The organism is Ensifer canadensis (genome assembly GCF_017488845.2).
GTDB lineage: Bacteria > Pseudomonadota > Alphaproteobacteria > Rhizobiales > Rhizobiaceae > Ensifer > Ensifer canadensis.
The window spans coordinates 3,364,434-3,388,487 of record NZ_CP083370.1; the positions used below are offsets into that span (position 1 = coordinate 3,364,434).

Here is a 24,054-nt window from a genome sequence, read left to right on the forward strand (position 1 = left end):
TGTCTCAAGCGATCAACTGGCCGCCGTTGACCTCCAGCACTTGGCCCGTGATGTAGCCGGCAAGCGCATGGGAGGCGAGGAAGAGATAGGCCGGCGCGCAGTCTTCGGCGGTTCCGAGCCTGCCGATCGGGATTGTCTTGCGCGTTGCCTCCAGTTTCTCCGGCGACGAGTAACGCTCGTGAAACTCTGTCGTGATGGTGCCGGGCGAAACGCAATTGACCCTTATGCCTTCCGGGGCCAGTTCGCGCGCCAGCGCCTTGGAATAGGTGGAGACGAACGCCTTGGTTGCCGAATAGATCGAGGAGCCGGCGCTGCCGCCGGTCAGCGCCGAAATCGACACGGTGTTGACGATCGCCGGATGCGTGCCTTTGCGAAGAAGCGGCAACATGGCGCGTGTCATCTCGACCACCGAGGTCTGGTTGAGCTGAACGACGGTGCGATACTGTTCGTCCGTCAGTTCCGCCGCCGGAAAGCGGCCAACCATGGTGCCGGCATTGTTGACAAGGATATCGACGCTGTCGAATCGGCTGCGGATCGCCTCCGCCAAAGCCTCGACGCCGCCATCCGCCAGGAAGTCGGCTGCAGCCACATGCGCCCGGCCCTCGGTCGCTGCCGTCTCCAGAAAATCCGGCAGTTCCCCGACCGATCGCCCGGCATGCACGAAGACACGCGCGCCGCAATCGAGGAACTGGCGCGCCACCTCAAGGCCGATGCCGCGTCCGCCACCGGTCACCACCACATTCATGCCCTTGAACAAGGCCGGATGAAACATGTCTTTTCCCTCTTCCCGTCATTGCCAAAGTCGCCTATCGCCGAGGCGATTGCAACGCGCGCAATCGACATAGCCGACGACGAAAGCAGATTCGCGACAAACGCCGATTTCTGAAATTGCACAGCTTTCGTTTTTGCATATTATGAAAAAAAACGAAAACGGGAGGTTTCGGAATGTATCTGACGGGGCGGCAGGCGGAAATCCTGGAACTGGCGAAGAACGAAGGACGCGTGCTCGTCGAGGAGCTGGCGCAGCGCTTTTCGGTGACGCCGCAAACCATCCGCAAGGACCTGAACGACCTCTGCGACGCCAAGATCCTGAACCGGATTCACGGCGGCGCGATCTTCCCGAGCGGCAAGGAAAACGTCAAATACGATGCCCGCCGCCAGATCGCCGCACCGGAGAAGCAGGCGATCGGCAGGGCGGCCGCCGCCCTCATCCCCGACAACGCCTCGCTGTTCATCAACATCGGCACGACGACGGAAGCGGTCGGCGAAGCACTTCTCGACCACAAGGAATTGATGGTCATCACCAACAATATCAACGTCGCCAACCACTTGCGCGTCTTTCCCTCGATCGAGGTGGTTATCACCGGCGGCGTCGTTCGCGGCTCCGACGGCGGTATCGTCGGCGAGGCTGCGGTCGATTTCATCAAGCAGTTCAAGGTCGACTTCGCCGTCATCGGCGCCTCGGCCATCGACCATGACGGCGCGCTGCTCGATTTCGATTTTCGCGAAGTGAAAGTCGCCCAGGCGATCATCGCCAATGCCCGCCATGTCATCCTCGTTTCCGACTCGACAAAATTCGAAAGAACGGCCCCGGTCCGCATCGGCCATATCTCCCAGGTTCAGACCTTCATCACCGATCGCTGTCTCATTGATAACGTGCGGAAAATCTGCGCAGAGCAGGACGTTCGCCTGATCGAAACCGAGGCTTGAAGATCGTTTTTTAGACTGTCCTGAGATTCGAACAACATTCGTTTGACATTCGATATCTTTTCGCTTTAACTGATTTCGCTTTCGCGACTGCATCAATTTGTGCATTGCGAAACGTGGGAGGGGAAAAGCAGTGGCAGAGCAGGCAATCTTCGACGTCTTCATTATCGGCGGCGGCATCAACGGATGCGGCATTGCGCGTGATGCGGTCGGTCGGGGATACTCCGTCGCGCTCGCTGAAATGAACGACTTTGCCTCCGGCACGTCGTCCGGCTCGACCAAGCTCATCCACGGCGGCCTGCGCTATCTCGAACATTATGAGTTCCGCCTGGTGCGCGAGGCGCTGATGGAGCGCGAAGTGCTCTGGGCAATGGCACCGCACGTCATCTGGCCGATGCGCTTCGTCCTTCCCTATCATAAGGGCGGCCCGCGCCCGGCCTGGCTCATCCGCCTCGGCCTGTTTCTTTACGACCATATTGGCGGCCGCAAGCTGCTGCCGGCAACGGCCACGCTCGACATGACGCGCGATCCGGCCGGAAAGCCGCTGAAGCGGCTCTTTACCAAGGCTTTCGAATATTCCGACGGTTGGGTCAACGATGCCCGACTGGTCGTGCTCAATGCCCGCGATGCCGCCGACCGCGGCGCCCGGATCATGGCGCGCACCCGGGTGATCTCGGCAAAGCGCGACAACGGCAACTGGGTGGTCGACACGGAAAATGCCGCGACCGGCGAACGTCGGCAGATCCGAGCGCGCATGCTGGTCAATGCCGCAGGCCCTTGGGTCGATGCGGTACTATCAGCCGCGCTCGGCAAGAACGACGTTCACAATGTGCGCCTGGTCCAGGGCAGCCACATCGTCGTCCGCAAGAAGTTCAACGACCCCCGCGCCTATTTCTTCCAGAATCCGGATGGCCGGATCATGTTCGCCATCCCCTATGAGGACGATTTCACGCTGATCGGCACCACCGATCGCGACTATACCGGCAACCCGGCCGACGTCCGCATCAGCGACGCCGAGGTCGACTACCTCTGCAAGGCCGCGAGCGAGTATTTCCTCGAGCCGATAGAAAAGGACGACATCGTCTGGACCTATTCCGCCGTTCGCCCGCTGTTCGACGACGGCGCCAGCAAGGCGCAGGAAGCAACCCGCGACTACGTTCTTCGCGTCGAAGGCGACAGGGCCGCGGCCCCGCTCCTCAACGTTTTCGGCGGCAAGCTGACGACCTATCGCCGCCTGAGCGAATCCGCGCTCGAGAAGATCGGCGATGCCATCGGCGTCAAGGGTGCCAAGTGGACCGCCGGCTCAAGCCTGCCGGGCGGGGACTTCCCGGCCAAGGGCTACGCCGACGAAGTCGCAAAACTTCACAAGAAGTATCCCTTCCTTGCCGCCGGCCATGTGCGTCGGCTGGTACGCCTCTACGGCACGCGCGCGTCCGCGCTCATTGGAGCGGCAGCGAATGAAGCAGCCCTTGGCCATCATTTCGGCGCCGACCTCTATGAGGCGGAAGTGAAGTGGCTGATCGAGCAGGAATGGGCCCGGCACGCCGAGGACGTGCTGTGGCGGCGCACCAAACTGGGATTGAAGCTGACGTCCGGCGAGGCGACGGCGCTGGAGGAATACATGCGGGGCGCGGCGCACGCCGCCGCCTGAGGGCCCCGCATTCAAGACTGCCGATGGCTGGGTGGAACACCGGAGAATTCAATGCTTGAAATGAAGAAGATATCCAAGGTCGTGGGTGGGGAGACGCATATCCTCCCGACCGATCTTGTGCTGGAAAGGGGGTCGCTCAATGTGCTGCTCGGCCCGACCCTTTCCGGCAAGACGTCGCTGATGCGGCTGATGGCCGGCCTCGACAAGCCTGCCTCCGGCTCGCTGATCTTCGACGGCACCGACGTCACCGGCCTGCCGGTGCAGAAGCGCTCCGTAGCGATGGTCTACCAGCAGTTCATCAACTACCCGTCGATGACCGTCTATGACAACATCGCCTCGCCGATGCGCATCAAGGGTTCGGACGCAGCCACGATCGACCGCGAAGTGCGCAAGGCCGCCGAACTGCTCAAGCTCACGCCCTATCTCGACCGGACGCCGCTCAGCCTTTCCGGCGGCCAGCAGCAGCGGACGGCGCTGGCGCGCGCCATCGTCAAGAATGCCGATCTCGTGCTGCTCGACGAACCGCTCGCCAACCTCGACTACAAGCTGCGCGAAGAACTGCGCGAGGAACTGCCGAAGCTCTTCGCAGCCTCCGGCGCGATCTTCGTCTATGCGACCACCGAACCTTCCGAAGCTCTGCTTCTCGGCGGCAACACCGCTACGCTTAGCCAGGGCCGGATCACCCAGTTCGGCAAGACCATCAACGTCTTCCGTCGCCCGGTGGACCTGGTGACGGCACGCACCTTCGCCGATCCGCCGCTGAACACGATCGAGCTCATCAAATCAGGCTCGATCTTCACCTTTGACGGCAAACACGTGCTGTCGGTTCCCGCCCATCTGTCGGCGTTGCCGGACGGCCCCTGCACGGTCGCCTTCCAGCCGCACCATCTGTCGTTCGACCGTCCCTTCGACGGCGCGACGCCGCTGACGGTAAAGACGGCAATCTCGGAAATCGCAGGTTCCGAAAGCTTCATCCACGTCGGATTTTCCGGCGCGCGCTGGGTCATGCTGGCGCCGGGCATTCACGACATCGAACCGGACGCAACCCTCGAGGTTTTCGTCGATATCCGCCACCTGATGGTCTTCGGGCCGGATGGGCGCGCGATCGGCGGAACCGCCTGAGGAGGCGCTGGGAGGAAACGAAAATGGCACGCATCGATCTCGAACATATCCGCCACGCCTATGGCGCCAAGCCGAAGTCGGAAAACGACTACGCGCTCAAGGAAGTGCACCACAAATGGAACGATGGCGGCGCCTACGCGCTGCTCGGTCCGTCCGGTTGCGGCAAGACCACGCTGCTCAACATCATCTCGGGCCTGATCAATCCGTCCGAGGGACGCATCCTCTTCGACGGCAAGGACGTGACGCACCTGTCCACGCAGGACCGCAACATCGCCCAGGTGTTCCAGTTCCCGGTCATCTACGACACGATGACCGTCTACGACAATCTCGCCTTTCCCCTGCGCAACCGGCATGTGCCGGAGACCGAGGTCGATCGCCGCGTCAAGGAGATCATCGAGATGATCGGCCTTGGCGGCTGGGCGGGCAAAAAGGCGCAAGGGCTGACGGCCGACCAGAAGCAGAAGATCTCGCTTGGCCGCGGCCTGGTGCGCTCCGACGTCAGCGCCATCCTGTTCGACGAGCCGCTGACCGTCATCGACCCGGAAATGAAATGGGTGCTGCGCTCGCAGATCAAGCGCCTGCACAAGCAGTTCGGCTTCACCATGGTCTATGTCACCCACGACCAGACCGAGGCGCTCACCTTCGCCGACAAGGTCGTCGTCATGTATGACGGCCAGATCGTGCAGATCGGCACGCCGGCCGAGCTTTTCGAGCGGCCGCGCCATACCTTCGTCGGCTACTTCATCGGTTCGCCGGGCATGAACGTGCTGCCGGCCAGGATCGACGGCAGCACCGCGACGATCGGCAGCGAGACCATCGCTCTCAACTTCCGGCCCGAGATCAAGGCCGGCGCCAAGACCGAACTCGGCATTCGCCCGGAATTCGTGTCGATCGGTCGCGAGGGCATGCCGGTTGCGATCACCAAGGTCGAGGATATCGGCCGCCACAAGATCGTGCGCGCCCGCTTCGCCGACCAGCCGATCTCGATCATCCTCGACGAGGACGGCGCCATTCCGGCCGAGCCGCGCATCGCCTTCGACCAGAAGGCCATCAACATCTACGCCGATTCCTGGCGCGTCGGCGGGGAGGCCTGATCATGGAAAAGACCTGGAACAACAAAGCCTGGTTCATGGTTCTGCCGGTGCTGGTGCTCGTCGCCTTCTCGGCGGTGATCCCGCTGATGACCGTGGTCAACTACTCGGTTCAGGACACCTTCGGCAACAACGAGTTCTTCTGGGCCGGCACCGACTGGTATGTCGACGTGCTGACCTCAGACCGGTTCTGGGACGCGCTCACCCGCAACCTGATCTTCTCGGCGATCATCCTCGCCATCGAAATTCCGCTCGGCGTCATCATTGCGCTCAACATGCCCAAGAAGGGCCTCGGCGTTCCGGTCTGCCTCGTCCTGATGGCACTGCCGCTTTTGATCCCGTGGAACGTCGTCGGCACCATCTGGCAGGTCTTCGGCCGCGTCGACATCGGCCTGCTCGGCCACACGCTGGAAGCGTTGGGCCTCAACTACAACTATGTACAAAACCCCATGGACGCCTGGGTGACGCTGATCGTCATGGACGTCTGGCACTGGACGAGCCTCGTCGTACTTCTGTGCTATGCCGGTCTCGTCTCGATCCCCGACGCCTACTACCAGGCCGCCAAGATCGACGGCGCATCGCGCTGGTCCGTCTTCCGCTACATCCAGTTGCCGAAGATGAAGCGCGTGCTCCTGATCGCCTTCCTGCTGCGTTTCATGGACTCATTCATGATCTATACCGAGCCCTTCGTCGTCACCGGCGGCGGCCCCGGCAACTCGACCACCTTCCTGTCGATCGACCTCGTCAAGATGGCCATCGGCCAGTTCGACCTCGGTCCGGCGGCAGCCCTGTCGATCATCTACTTCCTCATCGTCCTGCTGCTCTCGTGGATCTTCTACACCGTGATGACCACAAGCGACGCGCAGAGCTGAGCCGGAAGGGAGGAAAAACCATGACCGCTACAACACAACCCCTGTCGCAACGCCTCTCCTGGCTGATCCCGACGGTCTATATCCTGTTTCTGCTGCTGCCGATCTACTGGCTCGTCAACATGAGCTTCAAGGAGACGAGCGAGATCCTCAGCACGTTTTCGCTGTGGCCGCAGAACCCGACCCTGCGGAACTATACGGTGATCTTCACCGATCCGTCCTGGTACAAGGGCTATATCAACTCGATCATCTATGTCGTCATGAACACGGTGATCTCGGTGGCAGCCGCCCTGCCTGCAGCCTACGCCTTCTCTCGTTATCGCTTCCTTGGCGACAAGCACCTGTTCTTCTGGCTCTTGACCAACCGCATGGCGCCGCCGGCCGTTTTCGCCCTGCCGTTCTTCCAGCTCTATTCGGCCTTCGGCCTGATCGATACGCACATTGCCGTGGCGCTTGCCCACTGCCTGTTCAACGTGCCGCTGGCGGTCTGGATCCTGGAAGGCTTCATGTCGGGCGTGCCGAAGGAGATCGACGAAACCGCCTATATCGACGGCTATTCGTTCCCGCGCTTCTTCGTGAAGATCTTCACGCCGCTGATTGCCTCCGGCATCGGTGTCGCGGCCTTCTTCTGCTTCATGTTCTCCTGGGTCGAGCTGCTGCTGGCCCGCACGCTGACGACAACCGCGGCAAAGCCGATCGCCGCCATCATGACCCGGACCGTGTCCGCCTCCGGCCTCGACTGGGGCGTTCTGGCCGCGGCCGGCGTGCTGACCATCATCCCCGGCGCGCTCGTCATCTATTTCGTGCGCAACTACATCGCCAAGGGCTTTGCCCTGGGCCGCGTCTAAAGGAGCTTCGTGATGAATTTCTCATGGATGGCATGGACGCTGCCGACGGCGTTGTTCTTCATCACCATCGCGCTGCTGCTCATCGGCATGGGCGTGTGGGAATATGTCTCGCCGGGCGGCAACCCGCGCGTCGGCATCCTGCGCTTCGAAACGACCCGAGGTGACCGGCTCTTCGTCTCGCTGCTCGGCAGCGCCTTCATTCACCTCGCATGGCTCGGCTTCGGCGGCGGACAGGACCTCTGGTGGGCGCTGGCGCTCTCCGTCGTCTATGCCGTCGGCGTCTTTCGCTACGTCTGAGGCGATCGAAATGGCAGGTCCGGGAGGGCCTTCCGACACTGCAATGAACGCAATCGCAAAACCCAAAGGGAGGAAATTATGCGACGGCACCTTTTCACGACGACAGCGGCAGTGCTGCTGGCTCTTACCGGCACGGCATTCGCCGGCATGGACGAGGCAAAACAGTTCCTCGACAAGGAAGTCGGCGATCTCTCCACGCTCGACCGCGCCGGCCAGGAAGCGGAAATGCAATGGTTCATCGATGCCGCCAAGCCGTTTGCCGGCATGGACATCAAGGTCGTTTCCGAAACGCTGACCACGCATGAATACGAATCCAAGGTGCTGGCTTCCGCCTTCACCGCGATCACCGGCATCAAGATCACCCACGACCTGATCGGTGAAGGCGACGTCGTCGAAAAGCTGCAGACGCAGATGCAGTCCGGCGAGAACATCTACGACGCCTATGTCAACGACAGCGACCTGATCGGCACCCATTGGCGCTACCAGCAGGTGCGCAACCTCACCGACTGGATGGCCAACGAAGGCAAGGACGTCACCAATCCCGGCCTCGACATCGCCGACTTCATCGGCACGTCGTTCACCACCGCTCCGGACAAGAAGCTCTACCAGCTTCCCGACCAGCAGTTCGCCAACCTCTACTGGTTCCGCTACGACTGGTTCAACGACGAGAAGAACAAGGCGGACTTCAAGGCGAAGTACGGCTACGACCTCGGCGTTCCCGTCAACTGGTCTGCCTATGAGGACATCGCCGAATTCTTCACCGGCCGTGAGATCGACGGCAAGAAAGTCTATGGCCACATGGACTACGGCAAGAAGGACCCGTCGCTCGGCTGGCGCTTCACCGACGCGTGGCTGTCGATGGCCGGCAACGGCGACAAGGGCATCCCGAACGGCCTGCCGGTCGACGAATGGGGCATCAAAGTCAACGAGAAATCCCAGCCGGTCGGCTCGTGCGTCGCCCGTGGCGGCGACACCAACGGCCCGGCCGCGGTCTACTCGATCGCCAAATACCTCGATTGGCTGAAGGCCTATGCGCCGCCGGAAGCCCAGGGCATGACCTTCTCCGAATCGGGCCCGGTCCCCGCCCAGGGTGCCGTCGCTCAGCAGATCTTCTGGTACACGGCGTTCACCGCCGATGCCGTCAAGAAGGGCCTGCCTGTTGTCAACGAGGATGGCACGCCGAAGTGGCGCATGGCCCCCTCGCCGCATGGCGTCTACTGGAAGGACGGCATGAAGCTCGGCTACCAGGACGTGGGTTCCTGGACGCTGATGAAGTCGACCCCGGAAGACCGCGCCAAGGCCGCATGGCTCTATGCGCAGTTCGTGACGTCGAAGACCGTGGACGTGAAGAAGAGCCATGTCGGCCTGACGCTCACCCGCGAATCCTCGATCCAGCACGAGAGCTTCACCAAACGTGCGCCGGAACTCGGCGGTCTGATCGAGTTCTATCGTTCGCCGGCCCGCGTGCAGTGGTCGCCGACGGGCACCAACGTTCCTGATTATCCGAAGCTGGCTCAGCTCTGGTGGCAGGCCATCGGTGACGCCTCCTCTGGCGCCAAGACACCGCAGGAAGCGATGGACTCGCTGTGCGCCGAGCAGGAGAAGGTGCTTCAGCGCCTCGAACGCGCCGGTATCCAGGGCGAGATCGGTCCGAAGCTCGCCGAGGAACACGACCTCGAATACTGGAACGCTGAAGCCGTCAAGGCCGGCAACCTCGCTCCGCAGCTGAAGATCGAGAACGAAAAAGAAAAGCCGATGACCGTCAATTACGACGAACTGGTCAAAAGCTGGCAGCAGTAACAAGCCCAAGACGACGGCCGCCCGTGCAAACGGGCGGCCGAAGATCAGGAGATGCGGCACCGGGGTCGGCAACGGCCCCGGTTTTTTCATGCCTGTCAGCCGGAGCGGGACGGAAATCCATGCCGGCTAGCCCATGCCACGGCCGGGGCCTGCAGCAGGATCGCCAGCAGGACCGCTGGAAAGATCGCTGCGCCGACACTGTCGAGCAGCACGCCGCCGGCCAAGCCGCCGCCGGCCATCGCCGCGTTCCAGGCCGTGACGATCATCGACTGCGCCGCATCCGCTTCCGTCCCGGCCGCCTTTGCGGAGGCGGTCTGAAACAGCGTCGCTGCACCGCCGAAGGCGAGACCCCAGGCGACAACGCCGATATAGATCGCGGCCGACTGCTCGCCCCAGACGGCAAGCAGCAGTGACGCTGCCGCAAAGAGCATCATGCTCGCCAGCACCAGCAAACGCAGATGCCTATCGACAAGGGCGCCGATGATCGGAATGACAACGAGCGAGGCGATGCCAAAGACAAGAAGTACCGTGTCAGCCCGCGCATCAAGCCCTGACGGTTCCAGGAACGGCACGATGTAGGTGTAGAGGATGTTATGGGCGAAAACGACGGCAAACATCACGAACAGAATGGGTCGGATCCCGGGCAGCCGGAACACCGACGAAAGCGCCAGGCGTCGTTCGGCGCGCTGCCCCGGAGAGTTGGGAAGCGACCATAAAACCCAGCCGACGAGCAGGGCCGCCATGATGCTCAGGAGGCCGAAGGTCAGGCGCCAGCCGGCCATAGCGCCAAGCAGGGTGCCGGCGGGAATGCCTATCGAAAGCGCCACCGGAGCACCGAGCATGGCAACGGTGATCGCCCGCCCCTGCTGCTGCGGCGGTACCATGCGGCTGGCGTAGCCGGCGGCCAGTGCCCACAACAGCCCGGCAAAGACGCCGGCAAGGAAACGCGCCGCCATCGTCACGACATAGTCGGTCGAGAGCGCTGTGACCGTGTTGACGACGGCAAATCCCGAGATCGCCGTGATCAGCAGCGGCCGCCGACGCCAGGTCTTCGTCAGCGCCACGAGCGGGATGGCCGCGACCAGCGAGCCGATCGCATAGATCGTCACCATCTGCCCGGCCAGGGACTGAGAGACGTCGAGATCGGCGCTGATCTGCAGCAACAGGCCGGCCGGCGACGCCTCCGTGAGGATGGTGATGAAGCCGGCGGTCGCAAGCGCAAGCAGCGCCGCAAGCGGCAGCCCGGCCCCGGCGACAACGACGGGCGTGGATGCTGCTTCCTGCGGAGCCGGAAGCGCGCAGTCGGTGGATTGCATGGATAGTGTCTTTCAGGATGATCGCCAGTGACGTCTCTCTTGACGGCAATAGCGGAATGGAAGCGCGTGCCAGGTGTTCGCCGCCGGCCGAAGCGGGCGGCGATCTCGTTTGTGCCTAAGCTGCGGTTACGGCGCGCTTGGGCAGCACGATGTCATCGACGCGATAGGTGTGAAACTCGCAGGTTGAGACCGAATTCAGCGCCCTGAACTTTTCCAGGAAGACCGCGTCGGTGAAGAACTCCTCGACGTTTCCTTCGCCGGCTATCGCTTCGATATTGACCACCGTCTGGCCGTCGGTGCTCTTGGAGAGGTTGCTCCAGAGAAAGCCCTCCTTGCGCTCGGCCACATAGTTCACGACGTCCTGGATCAGCCGGAACGCTTCCTCCTGCTTGCCCGGGTGGGCGTGGATGACATTGACGATGAAGACGGTCGGTTCCGGATCCCTATGGAAACCCGCCACAAGTGCCTGCTGCATGTTTTCTCCTTCTGTCGCCGACGATGTTTTCGCACGTCACGAACGCGCGTTTGTCGGACGGGCGGACTATGACGAGCTTCCAATCAGAGAAAAATACGCTACAGCTCCGAAGATATCGGACAAAAATATCCACAATTCCCGAAACGGATGAGGACGGCGGATGGACAGCCTTGGTGCACTCAATGCTTTCGTGCAGGCGGCGGACTTCCGCAGCTTTACGGAGGCCGCAACCCAGCTCGGCGTTTCACCCTCCGCCGTCGGCAAGGCGATTGCCCGGCTGGAGGAGCGGTTGAGCGTTCGCCTCTTTCATCGCAGCACCCGCAGCGTCACGTTGACCCCGGAAGGCACGCTGTTTCTCGAACGCTGCCGGCGGATTTTTTGCGAAATCGAAGCGGCCGAGGCCGAACTGGTTCAGAGCCAGGAGGCTCCGCGCGGCAAGCTGCGCGTCAGCCTGCCCATGGCCGGCATGCTGCTGATGCCGACGCTGACGGCCTTCATGCGCGCCTATCCGGAGGTCGAGATCGATCTCGATTTCTCCGACCGCATGGTCGACGTTATCGAGGAGGGGTTCGACGCGGTCGTGCGCAGCGGGGAAATCGGCGACTCCAGGCTGATGACGCGTCAGCTTGGCACGTTTCACCCCTATCTCGTCGCATCACCCGACTACTTCGAAAGACATGGGAAGCCGGAGGCGCCTGCGGATCTCGAACAACACCACTGCCTGCACCATCGCTTTCCCTCGACGGGCAAGCTCGAGCCCTGGCCGCTGGTGCAGGACGGCGCCGAAGCCAACGTCGATGTGCCGGTAACGGCCGTCTCCAATGCCCTGGAGCCGCTGATCCATATGGCCGAGGAAGGGCTCGGTATCGCCTGCCTTCCCAACTTCACGATCAGACGGCAGATGCGCGAGGGAACACTCGTATCGGTTCTCGATAACCAGCTGCGCCGCTACGGCACCTACCGGATCCTGTGGCCGTCCAGCCGGCATCTCGCGCCGAAACTGCGCGTCTTCGTCGACTTCATGGCTGCCAATCTCTTCCCGACCAGTGGTGCGTCATCGGGCTCGGCTTGACCGATAGCGGCCGCACTACGATTTCGCCATCACGCGGCGCGCGGTTTTGCCCGGCCGATCCTTGTCGAAAATCGCTCTGATTGCCTGTTTCGTGCCATCGTCCATCAGCACGATCATGTCGAGGTAGAGCTGCTTGTCGACGATGACGAAGCGGACATCGAACGGCTTGCCACCATAGTGGCCGCTGACGTTCTCGCTCCATCGGCCGATGCCGGCCGCAGTCGTGGAGCCCGTCTTCAGGTCCGCATGGGCAAAGGCAAACCAGCCGTTGTTGGAAGACACCTTCAGGATAGGCCCGTGCTGCTTGATCGCCAGCCAGCAGGTTCCGCAGGTGCCGGCGTTCGACACCATCTGTCGCCACTGCCCCGGAAAATCTTCGGTTTCGGCGTTGGCGGCAAACGGCCACAGAACAATGGCGACGGCAATCAATGCGCCGACCAAACGGCGAAACGTGCCAGCAGGCGACGAAAATCTCATATGCTGCAATCCCATGGACACCGGCGGAGGCGAGCCTTCGCCTCGACGCCAGTGCACACTGCCTGCGCTGCATTGCGGCAACGTTGCATCCGTTGGCGTCTTTTTCCGCGGTGCCTTCGGTGCAGCATTCCCTTTGCCCACTCCCCCCGGATTCCCGAAAGTGTTTACTCCACGGTTGCACTTGCGGCACTCTGTCTCGGCACCAAAGATACCCTTTACCCTGTTGGAGGATGGGGCCCCCTGTTGGAGGACGGGGGAAGCGGACTGGTCGACGTGATGGGAGGAGTAACCATGAGCGACGCATCCAGCATACACCCGGTGGACGAGAGCCAATCGGCAAGCTCGCGACCCTCGGGATTCAGCATGTCCTTGTCATGTACGGTGGCGCCGTCGCGGTTCCGCTGATTGTTGGCCGGGCCCTGCAGCTCAGCCCTCAGGACGTCGCTTTCCTGATTTCCGCCGATCTTTTCGTCTGTGGCCTCGTCACCATCATCCAGTCTCTCGGCATTACCCGGAGCGTCGGCATCCGTCTTCCCGTGATGATGGGCGTGACCTTCGCTTCCGTCGGCCCGATGGTGTCGATGGCAACGATGACGCCCGGACAGGAGGGCGCCCGACTGATCTTCGGCGCCATTATCGGCGCCGGGTTGGTCGCGCTGCTGCTCGCCCCGATCATGGGGCGGCTGTTGCGTTTCTTCCCGCCGATCGTCACCGGCACCATCATTCTGGTGATCGGCGTGACCTTGATGCGCGTCGGCGTCAACTGGATCTTCGGCAATCCCTTCGGACCGACGGCACCGAAGCTGGTCGATCCGACCCACGCCGAATGGCTGGCCGAGCTGAAGAAGCTCGCCACGACAGGCGGCCCGGCCGTTCCCGACGGCGTCGTGCTTGGCGCAACGGTGCCGAACCCTGCTTATGCCGAACTGAGCCATGTGGTACTTGCCGCCTTCGTGCTCATCTCCATCCTCGTGGTCGCGCGCTACGGCCGCGGGCTGATCAGCAACATTGCGGTTCTGACCGGCATCGTCATCGGCTGCGTCTTTGCAGCGAGCCTTGGCATGATGCATTTCGACCGGGTTGCGGATGCCGGCTGGTTCGCGGTCGTCACGCCGTTGCGTTTCGGCATGCCGATTTTCGATCCGGTGCTGATCGCCACCATGTCGCTGGTGATGATCGTCGTCATGATCGAATCGACAGGCATGTTCCTGGCGCTGGGCGAAATAACCAACAAGGAAGTCTCGCAGCAGCAGCTGACGGCCGGCCTTCGCGTCGACGGCATCGGCACGATGATCGGCGGCCTGTTCAATACCTTCCCCTACACCAGCTTCTCGCAGAATGTCGGTCTCGTCGGCGTCACCGGCGTGAAGAGCCGTTATGTCTGCGTCATGGGCGGCGTGATCATGATCGTGCTCGGCCTGATCCCGAAGATGGGCGCGCTGGTCGAGGCGGTTCCAACCTTCGTGCTCGGCGGCGCCGGCCTGGTGATGTTCGGCATGGTGGCAGCCACCGGCGTGCGCATCCTGTCGACCGTCGACTTCAAGTCATCGCGCAACAACCTGTTCGTCGTTGCCGTCTCGGTCGGTTTCGGCCTGATCCCGCTGATCGCGCCGAACTTCCTGATGTGGATGCCGCATGCGATCCACCCGATCATCGAATCGGGCATCGTGCTCGCCTCGATCTCGGCAGTGGTGCTCAACGCCTTCTTCAACGGATTGAGCGTCGAACGCTCTGCCCGGCCCCCGCGAGGAGGCCGGGGCTTTATCATCAGGCCGTTCCAAAAAGCCCCGACACTTCGATCGCCAACGAAGCATCGACAGGTGTCGGCACGGTAGAAAGAGGACAACGAAAACGCCCCGAAGGATTCGACGACGATGGCCAAGACCAACCTCACCCTCGAGCTTCTGCTGCTCGCTCTTCTCGCAACGCTTTGGGGCGCATCCTATACCTTCATCAAGATCGGCGTCGAAACCATTCCCCCGGTGACGCTGATTGCCGCCCGCACGCTGATCGCCGGCACCATCCTGCTCGCCGTCCTCCGCTTTCGCGGCATCAAGCTGCCGCGCGACGCAGCCACATGGAAGCGCTTCCTGTTCCAGGCCTGCCTCAACAGCGTCTTCCCGTTTACCCTGATCGCCTGGGCAGAGCAGACGATCGACGCCGGCGTCGCCTCGATCCTCAACGCCGCCACCCCCATCTTCGCCTTCCTGCTGACGGCGCTGATCACCCGCCACGAGCCGGCATCGACAAGAAAGCTGATCGGCGTCGTGGCCGGCATGGCCGGCATCAGCCTGATCATCGGCGTTGAAGCCTTCGGCGGCCTGGGTGACCAGCTGCTGGCCCAGCTTGCCGTGGTCTTCGCAACCGTCTGCTACGCCGGCGCCGCCATCTTCGGAAAGAGCTTCAGGGGCCTCGACCCGATGGTTCCGGCCGCAGGCTCGCTCCTTGCAGGTGCCGTGCTTCTCATCCCCGCAAGCCTTGTCATCGACCAGCCATGGACGCTTGCCCCTTCCGCTCAGTCGGTGATCGCGCTCGTCTGCTTGGCGGTGTTCTCGACGGCGCTGGCCTTCGCCATCTATTTCCGGCTGATCCAGACGCTCGGTTCGGTCGGCGCTACCGCGCAAGCCTACCTGCGCGTTCCCGTCGGGGTCACCATCGGCGTTCTCTTTCTCGGAGAAAGATTGTCGGACACGATCTGGATCGGCCTTGCCTGCGTCGTCATCGGCGTCGCAGCCATGACCATCCCGGCGCGCCGGGCCGGGCCGGCCCTTGCCGATCGCGGCTAGTCTCAAGGCCAAAACGGAAAAGGCGCAGCGATTGCCCCGCTGCGCCTTTCGTCAGTCACGGCGCTATGTCGATCAGTCCTTGCGCTTGCGGCAATAGAGCTCGAGCCGGTGACGAACCAGGTCGTAACCGAGTTCGGCGGCGATCTCCGCCTGCAGCTGCTCGATCTTGTCGGAGCGAAACTCGATCACAGCGCCGGTGTCGATGTCGATCAGGTGGTCATGGTGCGGAGCGTCGGCCGTCTCGAAACGGGCGGTGGCACTTTCAAAGGCGTGGCGATGGACGACGCCCTGGTGCTCCAGCGCCGACAGTGTCCTGTAGACCGTCGACAGCGAAACGGTGGCATCGATTTCCTTGGCGCGGCGGTGCAATTCGCTCGCATCCGGGTGGTCTTCGGCGGTCGCGAGAATCTTCAGGATTGCCGCACGCTGCCGCGTCACGCGCACACCACCATCTCTCAGGACGCCTTCCAGCTCTTCGATGCGATTTTTGTTCTGTTTCATGGTCGTACACTAGCCAAGGCCGATAAGTTTGAAAATAGCTAGTTGCGAATGCTTCTCATGTGCATTGACTTATGCAAATCATTCGCCTAGTCCTGTGAACGACAACATCGGGGAGTATGGAATGATCGATCACATGAGACGCGCGATCCTGGTTGCCGCCACGGCATTGGCAGGTTTCGCGCTCGTTCCGGGTGCCGCTTGCGCGCAGGAAAAGTTCAAGGCCGTCACCACCTTCACGGTGATCGCCGACATGGCCAAGAACGTCGCCGGCGACGCGGCAATCGTCGAATCGATCACCAAGCCCGGCGCCGAGATCCACAACTATCAGCCGACGCCGCGCGACATCCTGAAGGCGCACGATGCAAAGCTGATCCTCTGGAACGGCCTCAATCTCGAACTCTGGTTCGAAAAGTTCTTCCAGAACTTCGACGAGGTGCCCGGCGTCGTGGTTTCTCAAGGGATCGAGCCAATGGGCATCGCGGAAGGCCCCTATAGCGGCAAGCCGAACCCACATGCCTGGATGTCGCCTTCGGCGGCGCTGATCTATGTCGACAACATCCGCGACGCTTTCGTCAAATACGATCCCGGCAACGCCGAGACCTACAAGGCCAATGCCGAAGCCTACAAGCAGAAGATCGAGGCGGCGATCGCCCCTATCCGCGCCGAGATCGGCAAGATCCCGGAAGACAAGCGCTGGCTGGTGTCGAGCGAGGGCGCCTTCAGCTACCTCACCCGCGACTTCGGCATGAAGGAACTCTATCTCTGGCCGATCAATGCCGATCAGCAGGGCACGCCGCAGCAGGTTCGCAAAGTCATCGACGCGGTGCGCGCCAACAATATACCGGTCGTCTTCTCCGAAAGCACGATTTCGCCCGACCCGGCACAGCAGGTGGCGCGGGAAACCGGCGCAAAATACGGCGGCGTGCTCTATGTTGATTCCCTGAGCGAAGCGGACGGTCCGGTACCGACCTATATCGACCTCTTGCGCGTCACGTCCGAAACCATCGCGAAAGGCCTTTCGCAATGAACCTTCAGGTAAAACCTCGCTCCGGCCCGGAAGCCGCCTCCGGGGATGCAGGCGGTGGCATCCGCGTCTCCGGCGCGACCGTGACCTATCGCAACGGCCACCGCGCGCTTCTCGATGCCTCCTTCGAGATCCCGACCGGCACGATCACAGCACTGGTCGGCGTCAACGGCAGCGGCAAGTCGACCCTCTTCAAGGCGATCATGGGCTTTGCCCGGCTGGCGCGCGGAGAAATCTCCATTCTCGGCCTTTCGGTCCAGGAGGCGCTGAAGAAGAACCTTGTCGCCTATGTTCCGCAAGCCGAAGAGGTCGACTGGAATTTTCCGGTTCTGGTCGAGGACGTGGTGATGATGGGCCGCTACGGCCATATGAACATGCTGCGCATCCCGAAGAAGGCCGACCATGAGGCGGTGGGGGCCGCGCTTGCCCGTGTCGGCATGAGCGACTTCCGCAAGCGCCAGATCGGTGAGCTCTCCGGCGGCCAGAAGAAGCGCGTGTTCCTGGCGCGCGCCCTTGCCCAGGACGGCCGCGTGATCCTGCTCGACGAGCCCTTCACCGGGGTCGACGTCAAGACCGAAGATGCCATCATCCGCCTGTTGATCGGCCTGCGCGACGAGGGCCGCGTCATGCTGGTCTCGACCCACAACCTCGGCAGCGTGCCGGAATTCTGCGACCGGACCGTTCTCCTGAAGAACACGGTGCTGGCCTATGGCCCGACGGAAACCACCTTCACCCGCGAAAACCTCGAACTCGCCTTCGGCGGCGTCCTCAGGCATTTCGTGCTCGGTGGCGACAGCCTGCATGACGACGCGGATCCGCGGCAACTGTCCGTCATCACCGACGACGAGCGTCCGCTGGTGATGTATGGCGCCAAGGGGCAGATGGTGTCGCAACCGGCCAAGCCTGAGAGCGACCCGGAGGCAGCAGGCAAATGATCGCCACGCTCTTCGAGCCCTTCACCTACAACTACATGGTCAACGCCATGTGGGTCAGCGCGCTGGTTGGCGCCGTCTGCGCCTTCCTGTCGTCCTATCTGATGCTGAAAGGCTGGTCGCTGATCGGCGACGCGCTCTCGCACTCGATCGTTCCGGGCGTTGCCGGCGCCTATATGCTCGGCCTGCCCTTCTCGCTCGGCGCCTTCTTCTCCGGCGGGCTTGCGGCCGGCGCGATGCTGTTTCTCAACCAGCGCACCCGGTTGAAGGAAGACACCATCATCGGGCTGATCTTCACCTCGTTCTTCGGCCTCGGCCTGTTCATGGTGTCGCTGTCGCCAACCTCAGTAAACATCCAGACGATCGTTCTCGGCAACATCCTCGCCATCACGCCTGCCGACACGTTGCAGCTTGCGCTGATCGGCGTCATCTCGCTGATCATCCTGACGGCCAAGTGGAAGGATCTGATGGTCACCTTCTTCGATGAGAGCCACGCACGCTCGATCGGTATCCCGACGACCTTCCTGAAGGTGCTGTTCTTCACGCTGCTGTCCGCCTGTACGGTCGCCGCGCTGCAGACGGTCGGCGCCTTTCTCGTCATCGCCATGGTGGTGACACCGGGCGCCACCGCCTATCTGCTCACCGACCGCTTTCCGCGGCTGATCGTCATCAGCGTCGCGATCGGCGCGCTCACCAGCTTCTTCGGCGCCTATTTCAGCTACTTCCTCGATGGCGCTACCGGCGGCATCATCATTGTGCTGCAGACGCTGATCTTCCTCTTTGCCTTCGTCTTCGCGCCCAAGCACGGATTGCTGGCTGCCCGCAGGCGCAGCGCCGAAGCCCTGGAGGTCACGCAATGATCTCGCTCGACCTTTTGCTTGCCGTCTTCGAATTCGAGTTCATGCGCAATGCGCTGCTGATCTCGGTCCTGGTGGCGATCCCGACGGCCCTGCTCTCCTGCTTCCTCGTGCTCAAGGGCTGGTCGCTGATGGGCGACGCCATCTCGCATGCGGTCTTTCCCGGCGTCGTCATCTCCTACATCGTCGGCCTGCCGCTCGCCGTCGGCGCCTTTGCCGCCGGCATGTCCTGCGCGCTTTTGACCGGCTACCTCAAGGAAAACAGCCGCATCAAGCAGGACACTGTCATGGGCGTGGTGTTCTCCGGCATGTTCGGCTTCGGCCTGGTGCTCTACACCAAGATCCAGAGCGACGTGCATCTCGACCATATCCTCTTCGGCGACATGCTCGGCATCGGCTGGCCCGACATCATCGAAACCGGTCTGATCGCCCTGGTGGCAACCGGGATCCTGGCGGTAAAATGGCGCGACTTTCTGCTGCACGCCTTCGACCCCGCACAGGCCAAGGCCGTCGGCCTGCGCGTCAACTGGCTGCATTACGGGCTCTTGGCGATCCTGTCGCTCACGATCGTCGGCGCGCTGAAGGCCGTCGGCCTGATCCTTGCCATCGCCATGCTGATCGCGCCCGGCGCCATCGCGTTTCTGATCACCCGCACCATGGGCAGCATGCTCATCGTTGCGGTGCTGGTGGCAACCGTCGCCTCGTTCTCAGGCGTCTATCTCTCGTTCTTCATCGACAGCGCCCCGGCACCGACCATCGTGTTGTTGATGACCGTGATCTTCCTCGCAGCTTTCCTCTGGTCGTCCTGGCGGACGGCCCGCATCGAGGCCCAGCGAACGACGGTCGAATGAGGGCGGGGCTCCCCTCCCCCCGGGAAGGGAGCCTCTCCACTGCAACCTCAATGGCTCGGATGCAGCGCGTCGTTGAGATACATGCAGGTCAGCATGGTGAAGATATAGGCCTGGATGACCGACATCAGCAGTTCCAGACCCGTCAGCGCCACGGTCATCATCAGCGGCATGACCGCGCCGAGCGTACCGAGCGCGCCGAAGCCACTGAGGCTGACGACGAAGCCGGCGAACACCTTGAGCGTGATGTGACCGGCGAGCATGACGGCGAAAAGACGAACCGAATGGCTGACCGGGCGCGACAGGAAACGACCTCGATCGGGATGATGATCGGCGCCAGCACCAAAGGCACGCCCGACGGCATGAACAGCCTGAGAAAGCCGAAACCGTGTTTAATCAAGCCGTAGAGCGTCACGGTCAGGAACACGAGCAGCGCCAGCGCAAAGGTCACCGCAATGTGGCTCGTCACGGTGAAGGCATAGGGAAACATGCCGATTAGGTTGGCGACCAGGATGAACATGAACAGCGAGAACACCAGCGGGAAGAAACGCATGCCGTGCTCTCCGGCATTCTCGCGCAACGTCTTCGATACGAACTCGTAGAGGATCTCGGCCGCCGACTGGGCAAGGTTCGGCACCAGGCCGCGCCTGCGCGTCGAAAGGATCAGGAAAAGGCTGGCGATCGCCACGGTCACGGCCATGTAGACGGCCGAATTGGTAAAGCTGATGTCGTGTCCGCCGACCTCGGCGATGTGGAAGAGCGACTTGATCTCGAATTGTTCGATGGGTCCGGCCATCATGAACCTCGTGCGTTGGCAACGGAGCAACCACGGCGCGGCGGCCGCGGGCGCATCAATGTGTGTGGGAAGCGGGTGAAAGCCGATCGCGAGACGGGGCGCGATGGCGCCCGAAGCAAACGTTCAGCTCTGTCAGGAAGGAAAAGCTCACGCGGGCGTGCCGCAGGCCAGGATGCTGCATGATGCGATCGACTCCATTATCTCAAGCGGTCGAGATAGTGGGGCCGTCCCCAGGCGAAGCATCGACGCGGGTCGTCCCGCGTGCGCCTGACCTAGAGACAATTTTTGATGAGGTCAAGCCGAGACGATACCTGCCGATAGGCCTGCGGCATCGGGGCCGGCATCAATCTGCCCGCCGAGGCTCAGCCAAATTGCCGATGGTCGGCAAGCACCTGCTCGATCACCGCCAAGCTCTTTTCCGCTTCGGCGGAGTTGGTACCGGGAAGACCAGCATAGACGATCAGCGCCTTCCACAGGGTCCAGCCGCGACCGCGCGCCCAGGTGCCGGCGTCGAGCGCCACGCCGGCGCGAAACGCCTCCCGGCTTTGCCCGTGGAACAGCGTCCAGGCAATGGCAAGGTCGCAGGCGGGATCACCGATACCCGAGGTGCCGAAATCGATGACTGCGCTCAGGCGACCGTCTTCGACCAGCAGATTGCCCCAACTGATATCGCCGTGGAACCAGACCGGCGCGCTCTGCCAGCTTGCCGCCAATGCGGCCTCCCAGACATCGCGCGCCGCTTCCGTGTCGATGCGTCCCTCGAGCGCGACGAGCGCGCGGCGGGTTTCCTCGTCATAATGGGCAGGTGGCCCGCCGCGAAGGAAATTGTGCGGGCCAGGCAACGGCCCGCCGCGCGCATCGACCTGCCGCAAGGCGACAAGAAAGCGCGCCAGATCCTGCGCAAAGACCTTGAGGTCGCCGATCCGATCATCCGTCGCCGTCTCACCCGGCCGCCAGCGATAGACCGACCACGGCCATGGATAGCCCTCGCCTGGCACGCCCCTTGCCAAGGGCACCGGGATAGGCAGCGGCAGGTGCGGCGCCAGCTTCGGCAGCCAGAACTGCTCCTTTTCCACCTGCAGCGCATAGGACTCAGCACTCGGCAGACGCACGGTCATGTCTCGCCCGAGATGGAAGGTCCTGTTGTCCCACCCGCCGGGCAGCACCGGCCTGATGTCGAGTGCGGCCCACTGCGGAAACTGTGCAGCGATCAGGCGCCGGACGAGCAGCGCGTCGATGGTGGGAGTGATCGTCGATTGATCGGACATAACGGGACAAATGCCTCACGCCAGAAACTCGGACGCCTGTTTTAGCCGATCGTCGCCTGTTCGCAACTTTTCCGCTCGGGGATGGCGAACGGACAACCCGATCCAGCCGAAACGCGTCGCCTTCAACCTGCCTTCGTCGAGCACCACACCGGGCCGGACGCGTCACCGTCCCGATGGTCGCATGGATATTGTCTGCCAGGCGGATTCCGGGAATGATGGAAGTGGAAAAGGACAGGCCGTCTTCCGGTCGCCGTGGGATGATCGCTTTACCCCGCATCACAATCTGATATTTTCAACTCCACCGAATTTTCGGCCTTTTTGATAACCTGAGATCATGGAACACCGGCTGCTCGACCGCATATCGCTGGAGGCTTTTCGCGTTTTCGACGCGGCCAGCCGGCATATGAATTTTTCTGGCGCCGGTCGCGAGATCAACATCACTCATGCCGCCGTCAGCTGCCGCGGCAAGGACCTGGAATTGACGCTGCTGGGCGAGCGGCTGTTTCAGCACGTACGGGCGATCATCCCCGCTGGCACCTGTCGCCGCTGATGGCAGAGGAGCTCTCGTCGGTCACATCATCAGACTATCTCGCTTCGCGCGCCCTCGACGCGGAAAGGCTGGCCTCTCTCGGCCTGCCCCGCAACCGGCCATCGAGGGACGAGGCGCTGCGCCTGCACGCCGCACTCGGAAGATCGACATGAGCGGCGGACGCGGAAAGGCGACGACACCGCCAAAACAGCCGAGCCGCACCGGCATCGCCTTCTTTCTCGTTGCCTTTGCATTGATCGCAACAGTGATCCTGGCGACCGCTCTGCTCGCCAACGGACAGAGGAACCTGAGACAGTTGCTGAAGGCACTCGATCTTCCGACGACGTTTCTCGATCCGGAGAAGCCGGTGGCGCAGGCCCCGGAGGTCCACGTCAAGCGACAGCCGCCGCGCATCGCCCTGCCGGTCTGGACGTTTCAGGATCTGCAGACGCCGGAACAGCAGTTCCTGCGGGTGCTCCGCAGCGATCCCCGCGCTCTCTGCGATGAGCTGCGCGAGGCCGGATTCCGCGAACTCGAATGGAAATCGAGCGCCGGCGAGCGTGGCCAGTGGGAATGCTCCTCACTCGTATCCTTTCCGCGCCCTGGGGTCGACAAGATCTCGTCGATCTTCATTTTCATCAAGGGCAACGGCGAAGAAGAGATCACCTCGTTTCGCGTCAAGCTCAACATCGAGCGCCCGGAGGACGCGCAGGTGGTGACAACAAGCGCCGCGCGCGCCGCGTCGGTCTTCCTCGACCATGTCCGCTGGGCCGATGGCGGCAGCATTGCGCTGCAGATCCAGGCGTTGAAGGAATTTGACGTAAAGCGCTTCGGCAGCCGCGTGCAGTTCAAGCGCGAAACGGACGAGACCACGGCACGCTACAATTTCCTCGCCAACCAACCGGCCCGCGCCCGCCCGAAGAGCATTGCCGAACTCTATTTCGACCGTGAAAAATGGCTCGCCTATGGCAACGCCGATGCGCGTAGCTTCGTTCTCGGCCCGACGGCGTGGAATGGCCCGGCGAAGATACCCGAAGGCGGCGACGCCGTAGCAGACCCGGCATCACCAGAGGGTGCCGGCACTGCGAAGGCAAACACTGACGCAAGACCCTGACTTGAAGCGCGTCGCGGTCTCTACAGCGGCGCGCGTCTTATTGGACGCTGCGCTTTAAGCTCGTGTTTCGCGCATGTCGTTATCGCAAAGCCGCTACGCACTTTTGCGCGACATGCTTGAGGTCAGCGATCGATCCGGGTCGAAAGGATGATCGACGACAGCGTGCGGTCGACACCGTCGATTTCACCGATACGATCGATCAGCAGGTCGAGTTCGCTGATCGATGCTGCCGCAACGACGGCGATAAGGTCGAAGCTACCGCTGACGGAATGAAGGGTGCGGATCTCGCGGATGGCAGCAAGTTCCGGGGTGACGCGGCTGAGTGCCCTTGGCGCGATGGTGATCAGCACATGCGCCTTGACCAGACCCTTCTCATAGCTCTCCGACAAGCGGACGCCATAACCGGCGATCACGCCCTCGCGCTCCAGCCGCTCGATCCGGGCCTGCACGGTCGTCCGCGACAGGCCGAGCCTGCGGGCAATCGTTGCTGTCGGCATGCGGGCGTTTTCGCTGAGCACGGCGAGGAGCTCGCGATCCTTGTCGGTAATCTGCATTTCGTCGGTCCATATAGGCATTCTGCCGAATATCTATAGGCGATTTAGTCATATTACAGCTTCAAATCAACAGCTCTCGGTCGGACAATAGGGTCTGAAACGCATTTCATACCCTGGGGG

The 24,054-nt window shown here is 62.4% G+C and carries 23 protein-coding genes and 2 pseudogenes; 17 read left to right on the forward strand and 8 right to left on the reverse strand.

Going from position 1 to position 24,054, the window contains the following annotated elements:
• Positions 1 to 4: 4 nt before the first annotated feature.
• Entirely contained in the window at positions 5 to 772 is a 768-nt protein-coding gene (locus J3R84_RS16345) for an SDR family NAD(P)-dependent oxidoreductase (RefSeq protein WP_025425038.1), read from the reverse strand.
• A 173-nt stretch (positions 773 to 945) separates the two neighbouring features.
• On the opposite strand from J3R84_RS16345, the gene J3R84_RS16350 reads away from it, so the two are divergent.
• The 8 genes from J3R84_RS16350 to J3R84_RS16385 all read left to right on the forward strand — a co-directional run bounded on the left by J3R84_RS16350 (position 946) and on the right by J3R84_RS16385 (position 9,385).
• Positions 946 to 1,710 carry a DeoR/GlpR family DNA-binding transcription regulator gene (locus J3R84_RS16350; protein ID WP_025425039.1) on the forward strand — a complete coding sequence of 255 codons (765 nt, stop codon included), beginning with the start codon at positions 946 to 948 and terminating at the stop codon, positions 1,708 to 1,710.
• A 130-nt stretch (positions 1,711 to 1,840) separates the two neighbouring features.
• Positions 1,841 to 3,358 (forward strand): glycerol-3-phosphate dehydrogenase, encoded by a 1,518-nt coding sequence (glpD, locus tag J3R84_RS16355; RefSeq protein WP_203528588.1) that lies wholly within the window; start codon positions 1,841 to 1,843, stop codon positions 3,356 to 3,358.
• 51 nt (positions 3,359 to 3,409) lie between these two features.
• Entirely contained in the window at positions 3,410 to 4,480 is a 1,071-nt protein-coding gene (locus J3R84_RS16360; RefSeq protein ID WP_025425041.1) for an ABC transporter ATP-binding protein, read from the forward strand.
• Positions 4,481 to 4,503: 23 nt separating this feature from the next.
• Positions 4,504 to 5,574, forward strand: a complete 1,071-nt coding sequence (locus J3R84_RS16365) for an ABC transporter ATP-binding protein (protein ID WP_025425042.1) — start codon at positions 4,504 to 4,506, stop codon at positions 5,572 to 5,574.
• A gap of 2 nt (positions 5,575 to 5,576) precedes the next feature.
• Positions 5,577 to 6,443, forward strand: a complete 867-nt coding sequence (locus J3R84_RS16370) for a carbohydrate ABC transporter permease (RefSeq protein ID WP_203528590.1) — start codon at positions 5,577 to 5,579, stop codon at positions 6,441 to 6,443.
• Between the two features lie 20 nt (positions 6,444 to 6,463).
• Positions 6,464 to 7,288, forward strand: a complete 825-nt coding sequence (locus J3R84_RS16375; protein ID WP_057210833.1) for a carbohydrate ABC transporter permease — start codon at positions 6,464 to 6,466, stop codon at positions 7,286 to 7,288.
• 12 nt (positions 7,289 to 7,300) lie between these two features.
• Positions 7,301 to 7,585 carry a DUF2160 domain-containing protein gene (locus J3R84_RS16380; RefSeq protein ID WP_025425045.1) on the forward strand — a complete coding sequence of 95 codons (285 nt, stop codon included), beginning with the start codon at positions 7,301 to 7,303 and terminating at the stop codon, positions 7,583 to 7,585.
• A 78-nt stretch (positions 7,586 to 7,663) separates the two neighbouring features.
• Positions 7,664 to 9,385: an ABC transporter substrate-binding protein gene (locus J3R84_RS16385; RefSeq protein WP_025425046.1), complete on the forward strand. Its 1,722-nt coding sequence runs from the start codon at positions 7,664 to 7,666 to the stop codon at positions 9,383 to 9,385.
• A 95-nt stretch (positions 9,386 to 9,480) separates the two neighbouring features.
• Here J3R84_RS16385 and J3R84_RS16390 read toward each other — a convergent pair whose 3' ends face one another.
• Together J3R84_RS16390 and J3R84_RS16395 are read right to left on the reverse strand one after the other, a co-directional pair.
• Complete coding sequence (locus tag J3R84_RS16390; RefSeq protein ID WP_025425047.1) at positions 9,481 to 10,701, reverse strand: MFS transporter; 1,221 nt, start codon at positions 10,699 to 10,701, stop codon at positions 9,481 to 9,483.
• 115 nt (positions 10,702 to 10,816) lie between these two features.
• Positions 10,817 to 11,176 (reverse strand): antibiotic biosynthesis monooxygenase, encoded by a 360-nt coding sequence (locus tag J3R84_RS16395; RefSeq protein ID WP_025425048.1) that lies wholly within the window; start codon positions 11,174 to 11,176, stop codon positions 10,817 to 10,819.
• A 160-nt stretch (positions 11,177 to 11,336) separates the two neighbouring features.
• On the opposite strand from J3R84_RS16395, the gene J3R84_RS16400 reads away from it, so the two are divergent.
• Complete coding sequence (locus tag J3R84_RS16400; RefSeq protein WP_025425049.1) at positions 11,337 to 12,248, forward strand: LysR family transcriptional regulator; 912 nt, start codon at positions 11,337 to 11,339, stop codon at positions 12,246 to 12,248.
• A 15-nt stretch (positions 12,249 to 12,263) separates the two neighbouring features.
• On the opposite strand, the gene J3R84_RS16405 is transcribed toward J3R84_RS16400, so the two are convergent.
• Complete coding sequence (locus tag J3R84_RS16405; protein ID WP_128090430.1) at positions 12,264 to 12,725, reverse strand: hypothetical protein; 462 nt, start codon at positions 12,723 to 12,725, stop codon at positions 12,264 to 12,266.
• A gap of 291 nt (positions 12,726 to 13,016) precedes the next feature.
• On the opposite strand from J3R84_RS16405, the pseudogene J3R84_RS16410 reads away from it, so the two are divergent.
• Positions 13,017 to 14,560: pseudogene (locus tag J3R84_RS16410) on the forward strand (nucleobase:cation symporter-2 family protein).
• A gap of 39 nt (positions 14,561 to 14,599) precedes the next feature.
• Positions 14,600 to 15,511 carry a DMT family transporter gene (locus tag J3R84_RS16415; protein WP_025425051.1) on the forward strand — a complete coding sequence of 304 codons (912 nt, stop codon included), beginning with the start codon at positions 14,600 to 14,602 and terminating at the stop codon, positions 15,509 to 15,511.
• A 72-nt stretch (positions 15,512 to 15,583) separates the two neighbouring features.
• Here the strand turns inward: J3R84_RS16415 and J3R84_RS16420 are convergent, their stop codons facing one another.
• Entirely contained in the window at positions 15,584 to 16,012 is a 429-nt protein-coding gene (locus J3R84_RS16420) for a Fur family transcriptional regulator (RefSeq protein WP_025425052.1), read from the reverse strand.
• A gap of 121 nt (positions 16,013 to 16,133) precedes the next feature.
• Here J3R84_RS16420 and J3R84_RS16425 point away from each other — a divergent pair, with 121 nt between their 5' ends.
• From J3R84_RS16425 to J3R84_RS16440, 4 genes are read left to right on the forward strand one after another with little or no spacing between them, the layout of a single operon-like run.
• On the forward strand, positions 16,134 to 17,039 hold the full coding sequence (locus J3R84_RS16425; protein WP_025425053.1) for a metal ABC transporter substrate-binding protein: 906 nt from the start codon (positions 16,134 to 16,136) through the stop codon (positions 17,037 to 17,039).
• The gene (locus tag J3R84_RS16430) at positions 17,036 to 17,971 is read left to right on the forward strand and encodes a manganese/iron ABC transporter ATP-binding protein (protein ID WP_025425054.1); all 936 of its coding nucleotides are present in this window, start codon (positions 17,036 to 17,038) and stop codon (positions 17,969 to 17,971) included. The genes J3R84_RS16425 and J3R84_RS16430 overlap by 4 nt, the downstream gene beginning before the upstream one ends.
• Positions 17,968 to 18,828 carry a metal ABC transporter permease gene (locus J3R84_RS16435; RefSeq protein WP_025425055.1) on the forward strand — a complete coding sequence of 287 codons (861 nt, stop codon included), beginning with the start codon at positions 17,968 to 17,970 and terminating at the stop codon, positions 18,826 to 18,828. The genes J3R84_RS16430 and J3R84_RS16435 overlap by 4 nt, the downstream gene beginning before the upstream one ends.
• The gene (locus J3R84_RS16440; RefSeq protein WP_025425056.1) at positions 18,825 to 19,676 is read left to right on the forward strand and encodes a metal ABC transporter permease; all 852 of its coding nucleotides are present in this window, start codon (positions 18,825 to 18,827) and stop codon (positions 19,674 to 19,676) included. Before J3R84_RS16435 ends, J3R84_RS16440 begins: the two co-directional genes overlap by 4 nt.
• 47 nt (positions 19,677 to 19,723) lie before the next feature.
• Here the strand turns inward: J3R84_RS16440 and J3R84_RS16445 are convergent.
• Positions 19,724 to 20,469: pseudogene (locus J3R84_RS16445) on the reverse strand (F0F1 ATP synthase subunit A).
• Between the two features lie 362 nt (positions 20,470 to 20,831).
• Positions 20,832 to 21,737: an aminoglycoside phosphotransferase family protein gene (locus J3R84_RS16450; protein ID WP_025425057.1), complete on the reverse strand. Its 906-nt coding sequence runs from the start codon at positions 21,735 to 21,737 to the stop codon at positions 20,832 to 20,834.
• 334 nt (positions 21,738 to 22,071) lie between these two features.
• On the opposite strand from J3R84_RS16450, the gene J3R84_RS16455 reads away from it, so the two are divergent.
• Positions 22,072 to 22,287 (forward strand): LysR family transcriptional regulator, encoded by a 216-nt coding sequence (locus tag J3R84_RS16455; protein WP_025425058.1) that lies wholly within the window; start codon positions 22,072 to 22,074, stop codon positions 22,285 to 22,287.
• A gap of 148 nt (positions 22,288 to 22,435) precedes the next feature.
• Positions 22,436 to 23,380: a DUF6030 family protein gene (locus tag J3R84_RS16460; RefSeq protein WP_025425059.1), complete on the forward strand. Its 945-nt coding sequence runs from the start codon at positions 22,436 to 22,438 to the stop codon at positions 23,378 to 23,380.
• A 122-nt stretch (positions 23,381 to 23,502) separates the two neighbouring features.
• Here the strand turns inward: J3R84_RS16460 and J3R84_RS16465 are convergent, their stop codons facing one another.
• Complete coding sequence (locus tag J3R84_RS16465; RefSeq protein WP_038575742.1) at positions 23,503 to 23,934, reverse strand: Lrp/AsnC family transcriptional regulator; 432 nt, start codon at positions 23,932 to 23,934, stop codon at positions 23,503 to 23,505.
• Positions 23,935 to 24,054 lie beyond the last annotated feature (120 nt).